Consider the following 6,930-nt stretch of genomic DNA (forward strand, 5'->3'; position numbering starts at 1 on the left):
GCACCTGCACAGTGGCCGCCGCCAAATGTGCGGATGCAGCAGGAGGAATCGCCGTGCGTGGCACAGGCAGCTGGCAGGTCGTTGCGCAGGCGGAGGCAGGCACCCCGGCAGGCGAGCCGCCTGACGCCGTCTACGAGGCCCGTTCGCTGTCCGACTGCGGCGATGGACCAGGGCCCGACTGGCCCCATCGCACGGCCAAGCGGCTGATTCAGGAGCCGGCCGATGTCGCGATCACGGCTGCGCTGGCCGAGATCGGCGCGCTTGCCGGTGCCGACCGGGCCTGGATGTTCGAATATGACGCCGCGCTGCTCCGCTTCCGGAACACCCATGAATGGAGCAGGCAGGGCGTTCGCTCCTTCGTCGAGGACCTGCAGAACACGCCGGTGACGATGATTGCCTGGCTGCAGCAGTTCCTGGTCTCGGGCAAGGCCGTGATGATCAATCGGGTTGCCGGCTTGCCGCGTCCGGCCCGCCAGCTCCAGGTCGAGATGCTGCGCCAGGGCGACCAGAGCGTGCTTAGCGTCCCGGTCTTCCATGATGGGCAGCTGCGTGCCTGTATCGGTTTCGACGCGACCACCGCAGCCCGGCGCTGGCAGCAGGCGGATATCAGGGCGCTGTTTCAATGCGCGGAGCTTATCGCGCTGGCGCGTTACGGATCGCACCGCAGCGCGCAGGCGCTGGACGGCCCGGCGAAGGCGTTCGCACCGTTGATCCATCTGCGCCGGCAGGGGCAGATCATCGGCGTGGAGCCCCATGCCATTCTCGGCGTCCGCTCGGCGCGCGACTATGCCAAGGTCTGGCTGAAGGACGGCTCGACGGTCCTCGACCTGCGCCCGCTCGCCCTCTGGACCGGGCTGCTGCCTTCGGCCTCCTTCCTGCGCGTGCACCGCACCGCGATCGTCAATCTGCATCATGTCAGCGGGCTCGACCGGCGCGACGGAAATGGCTGGAAGATTGCGCTCGGCCAGCTCGCGGACGCCTGGCCCGTGTCGCGCCCCTACCGGCAGGAATTGCGGCAGCGACTCGGGATTTGAGCGCCGGCCGCTTCGCGTAACGTAACCTCCTGCCGCTTTACCGATTTCTCACGATGAAACCTATCGGCAAGGGCATTCATCGAACCGGCATGTCGGTTGGTCGAATTGAGCTTGCCTCCCGCCCGGCACGCCAACCCGATAGGCGAACCGATCAACCGATTCACGCTTTGCCCATGCCGCTCCGCCGCACCGTCACCGCTCCAACCTCCAGACGCATCCCGGGACGCAAGGCGGCAAGGTTAGCCGTCGTCTCTTTGTTGGCCGTCGTGCTGTCCGCAGGCTGCCAGCGCCAAGCCGCTGCCGAAGATCTGGCCCTGCAGGATGCGGCATCGATGGCCGGCGTCGCGATGTTCCTGAACGCGCGCGCTCCGGGGCTGATCCTCGCCGTCGTCAGGGGCGAGGACAGCGTCATCGCGGGCTATGGCGAAGCCGCGCCGGGCAGCGGCAAGGAGCCCGACCGCCGATCGATCGTCCGCGTCGGTTCGGTTTCAAAGGTCTTCGCGGCCGATGTGCTTGCCGCGATGGCCGCAACCGGGCAGCTCGCCCTCGACGCTCCGCTCAGTCGCTATGCCCCGCCCGGCAAGGCTCCGCTGGATTTCGCCGACCGGCCGATCACGTTGCTCGACCTCGCAACGCATTCGGCTGGACTGCCGCGCGAAATGGCCGATCCAGCGACGCCGGCGGAAGAGAAGAACCCGTTCGCGACCTTCAAGGCATCCTATTACTGGGACTGGATCTCGGGTCATCGCCCGGCCTACCGCCCCGGCACCACCGCGATGTACTCCAATTTCGGCTTCGGCCTGCTCGGCGACGCGCTCGGCAGGGCCGGTGGCAAGCCGTTTGCCGAACTGGTGCGCGAGCGCATCACCGCGCCGCTCGCCATGGCGGACACGGGCTTGCGTCTCTCGGAGGCTCAGAAGCCCCGACTGATGACCGGGCTCGATCCGTTCGGCAAGCCCGATCCGAACTGGGAGGCAAGTGAGGTGATGCAGGCCAGCGCCGGCATCTACACCACCGCCGAGGACATGGTGAAATGGATGCGCTGGCATCTGGCCGATGACGCGGCCGGGCGCCCGGCGCGGACACTCGCGCATGCGCTCTGGCGGCCCCATGACGGACTTGCGCGCCTCGTTGGCGTCGAGGCCACGGATTCCGACGGGATGGGATTGGGCTGGATCGTCAGCCCGGCGCGCGAACGCGTGCCGCTGCTGCTCGGCAAGAGCGGCGGCATCGGCGGCTTCATGAGCTATGTCGTGCTCTCGCCCAACCGCAAGCTCGGCATCTTCGTCGTCGCCAGCCGCGTCGACTTCGCCATGTTCGGAGGGATACGGCAGGCGGTCCGGGATCTCGCTGCCGAACTCGTGCCCGCGGCAGAAGGGCGCTGAGCGTTGCGGACGGCAGGGGCATGACGGCGGCGCGGCCGAGCCTGGCCTTTGAAATCAGCCGGCGTCCTGACCGGACGCCGATTGCAAGCTTGCGCGGATATCACGGCGCGGCATTGTCGCAGAAGCGGGCTGCGCTGCGCTCGTCCACGGCCATCGCCGGAGCCCTGGCCGGGGGCGTCATGCTCGGCGCCATCCTGATCGGCGCATCTCCGGCCGCAGCCCAGTCGCTGGGCGGCGGCGGCGCGGGCGGCCGCCATGGCGTCAGCAAGCCTGTCGCTGGCGGAGCGGGCGCCGGCTCGGGATTGTTCGCGGGCGGGGGAGGCGGCGGCGGCGGCGGCCGGCACGGCGACAAGCGCAGCGGTACTGCCAACGGCGGCCTGGGCGGAGCCGGGGGTAGCGGCGCGCATGCCAAAGGCGGCGGCGATGGCGGCGGTGCCGGTGCCATCGGCTTCGACGGCAGGAGTGGTTCCGGCCCGCTACCGGGCGGCCAAGCGATCACGGGCGGTGCCGGTGAGGCAGGCGCGGTTGGCGGAGACGGCAGCGACGGCCAGCCCTTCGGTGGCATCTGGGGGCATGACAGCGGCAGCGGCGGCGGCGGTGGCGGCGGTGGTACCGGCGCGATCCTGAGTGATCCGAGCGCGAGTTTCGTCACCGCGCCGATTCTCGGTGGCAGCGGTGGCGCGGGCGCGAGAGGCGGCAAGGCCGGCACCGGTGCCGTCGGCCTGGTTGGACCGATCCCAGGGGCAGGCTATGGCGGTGCGGGCGGCGGTGGCGGCGGTGGCGGCGGCGGCGGGGTCGGGCTGGTGCTGCTGCAGTCCGGAGAAGTCCTCGTCAGGTCGGTGATTTCGGGCGGCAATGGCGGCGCAGGCGGTGCCGGCGGTACGGGCGGGGACGGCGCGGGAGGTGTGCTCGGCCAGAACTGCCCTCCGGGCCTGCCCTGTTTCCTCTGGGGAGACGATGGCGGGGACGGGTATTATGGCGGCAGCGGCGGCAATGGCGGCGATGGCGCAGCCGGGCTCTATGCCTCCGGCTCCGGCCCGATCATCGTCCAGAACCAGTCGGTCATTCGCGGCGGTGACGGCGGTGCCGGGGGCATCGGCGGAACGGGGGGCGGGGGCAAGAACGGCGGCGACGGAGGCCATGGCGGCAGCGCCGGCAATGGCGGTGACGGTCTCGTCCTCGCCGCCGGCGGAAGCCTGGAGGTTCAGGCCGGAGGACTCGTTGCCGGCGGCAAGGGCGGCGCTGGAGGGGCGGCCGGCGCGGCAGGATATGGGTCGTACAATATCGATCCCGGCCATGATGGCACTGCKGGCCAGAACGGGCGCGGCGGGCGTGCTGTGTCGGGCGGCGGCGGCGTTCGGATCGTCACGGCCGGGCAGATCGAAGGCGGGCTCAATCCCGACGGGTCGCGTGCCGATGCCATCAATCTGAGCGGCGGCGGCAATACGCTGGAATTGCAGGCGGGCTATCGCATCCTCGGCACTGTCGTCCTGACCCGCGACGACAGCAATCCAAACACGCTCGTCCTCGGAGGCTGGCAGAATGCCGGTTTCGACTTCGGCGCATTGGGCAATGCCAGCCAGGCCTTCGGCACCTTTGCGAAGGACGGCCCGGGCACCTGGACCGTGACGGGCGCGGCGAGCTTCAGCACGATCAGCGTCAGGAATGGCGGGCTCGTCCTGTCCGGTGCGGCGGAATTCTCCAGCACGACGGCGGTCATCGCGCCTGATGCGGGCTCCCATGCTGCCGTCACGATCTCCGGTTCCGCGGCCAAATGGAACAATGCGGTCCCCATGGTCGTGGGCGACAGGGGGGATGCGTCGCTGACCATCACGAATGGCGGTACCCTGACCAGCCTGTTCACGCTCTTCCAGCCCCAGCTCGGGATCGCCACGATCATCGGCAAGGAGGCCGGCTCTCGCGGCACGGTCCTCATTTCCGGGCCAGGGTCGCACTGGAGCAATTATTCGGCGCTGTACCTCGGGATCGACGGCTCAGGTCATATGACGATCGCCAATGGCGGGAGCCTCGACAGCTATGGCGAGACGATCATCGGCGGCAAGCCCGGCGCGCCCGGCTCCGATGCCGTCGTCACGGGTGCAGGCTCGCGCTGGACCGTGCATCGCGGCCCCGGCTACCTCGAGCGCGCCGAACTTGGCGTCGGCAGCACGAGTTCGCTGCTCATCTCCGATGGTGGTCGGGTCCAGAGCGACACGGTGGCGGTCGCCGGCAGCCTCGTCGTCACAGGTGCCGGTTCCGTGCTGACCACGGTCAATTCGGATGCCCTCTATCATGGCGTCGAGGCCTTCACCCTGTCGGGGCTCGGCGGCGCAGCCGCAACCGCGACGGTCTCGGATGGCGGGCTGATCGATACCGGCAAATATGTCATCGCCTTGAAGGATTACGGCCCCAGCTCCTTGAACATCGGTGCTGGTGCCGGGGCTCCRGCAGCCGCTCCCGGATTCCTGAAAACCGGTGGCGTGCAAATCTCGACAGCCGGTGCGCTCGTCTTCAACCACACGGCGTCGGATTATCGCTTCGATGCGGCGCTCTCCAGCGCCAGCGCGGGCGCGGGGACGATCCGGCTGCTCTCGGGCACGACGATCATGACGGGCGACAGTTCGGGTTTCTCGGGCGCTGTGACGGTGGCGAGCAGCACGCTCAGGATGGCGGGCTCGGCGCGTCTCGGCGGCGCCATCGCGCTCAATGCTGGCGGCCGTGTCGAAGGCGAGGGCAGCCTGGGTGCGATCACGATCGGCAATGGCGGCACCCTGGCGCCCTCCGGCCCGACCTCGCTGACCGTCAACGGCAACCTCACGGGGAATGCAGGCGGCACCATCAGGCCATCGGATGCCGCCCCGCTCATCGTCAACGGCACGCTGACACTCAACGCCGGCAGCAACTACGATTACCAACTGCGCAGCGCCGACGCCCCCCCGATCGACTCCGCCACGACACAGGTCAATGGAAACCTCGCCCTCAATGGCGGGATACTGAACATCGGCGCCGGTTCTCAGCCCATGATCGGCTTCCATCGTGTCTTCACCTATACCGGTGCCCTCTCCGGCGGCGGCCTCGGCATCGGGAGCACGCCGGCGACCAGCCCGTTCGCCTATGACTACAGAATCGACATCTCGCAGGCGGGCAAGGTCGACCTGCTCGTCCAGCAGAACGGCCTCAACATCCTGCAACTCTGGGGCACGACATCGGCGGGCGGCGCATCCGGCTCCTGGAATGCCGGAAGCCAGAACTGGTTCGACTATGCCGGCGCCACTCCGACGCAATGGGGGAGCGGCTACGGTGTCTTCCGCGGTCCGGGCGGCACCGTTACCGTTGACGGCCAGCAGAACCTCGTCGGGCTGCAATTCGCGGGCGGCAGCTACACGCTGGTCGACGGGGCCGGAGGCAGCCTGAACCTGCGCGGCTACAATAACGGCAGCTTCGTCATCACGACGCCGGAGATCCGCGTCCTCGACGGCGAGACCGCAACGGTCGCCCTGACGATTACTGGCTCTGACGGTCTCGCCAAGACCGGCGACGGCACGCTGATCCTGTCTGGAGCCAATACCTATACCGGCGGCACGGAGATCGGGGGCGGCACGCTTCAGATCGCCGATGACGGCAATCTTGGCGGTGCGGGCGGCCTCACCTTCGACAATGGCGCGCTCCATACGACCGCGAGTTTCACCTCCGGCCGCAGCATCGCCTTGCGCGACACCGGCGCCATCGACACCGATACTGGCACGACGCTGCGGCTCACCGGGGGGCTCGGCGGCGCGGGCGGGCTGATCAAATGGGGCACCGGTACGCTCGCGCTTTCAGGCAGCAACAGCTGGTCCGGCGGCACGCTCATCACGGCCGGAACGCTGATCGCAGAGAGCGCCGGAGCCCTGCCAGGGATGACCGGCTACGTCCTGACCGGCGGCAGGCTCGATCTCAACAGCTATCATCTGGCGATGAGCCAACTCGCCGGCACAGGCGGCGAGATTGCGCTCGGCACGGCTACGCTGACCGTCGACCAGGCCGAGGACAGTGCCTTCGCCGGCAGCATCACCGGCGCCGGACGGGTCGCGAAGGCAGGTGCGGGCACGCTGTTGCTGACGGGGACGAGCAGCTATTCCGGGGGCACGGCGATCCGCGGCGGCACTTTGGCCATCATCGCCGACGCCAATCTCGGCAATGCATCCTCCAGCCTTGCATTGAGCGGGGGAGGCCGGCTGGCGACGCTCGCCGACATCACCAGCAGCCGCGCGGTCACGCTCACCGGCTCGGGCACGATCGAGACCATCGCGGGCACAACCTTGGCCCTCGGTGGGGCAGTCAGCGGCACTGGCAGCCTGGTGAAGGACGGCTGGGGCACGCTCGCACTGACAGGAAGCGCCAGCCATGGCGGCGGCACGACGATTGCGGCCGGCATGCTGCAGATCGGCAATGGCGGGACCTCCGGCGAACTCGCCGGCGATGTCGTCAACAACGCCCTTCTGAGCTTCAACCGCACGAACGACTACGTC

Annotated in this window: 3 protein-coding genes; all 3 read left to right on the top strand. The window is 68.9% G+C overall.

Features of this window, described 5'->3' with window-relative positions; translation table 11 throughout:
• Positions 1-1,034: LytTR family transcriptional regulator DNA-binding domain-containing protein (locus tag AC1DJT_RS32615; RefSeq protein WP_476835697.1), on the top strand; the 1,034-nt coding region annotated here is incomplete at its 5' end.
• A 173-nt stretch (positions 1,035-1,207) separates the two neighbouring features.
• Positions 1,208-2,419, top strand: a complete 1,212-nt coding sequence (ampH, locus tag AC1DJT_RS32620; protein ID WP_476835698.1) for a D-alanyl-D-alanine-carboxypeptidase/endopeptidase AmpH — start codon at positions 1,208-1,210, stop codon at positions 2,417-2,419.
• A gap of 89 nt (positions 2,420-2,508) precedes the next feature.
• Positions 2,509-6,930, top strand: a 4,422-nt coding sequence (locus AC1DJT_RS32625; protein ID WP_476835699.1) for a beta strand repeat-containing protein, incomplete at its 3' end; no start/stop codon positions are given.

The sequence above is a fragment of the Allobosea sp. 05T422_2 genome, from assembly GCF_056396265.1.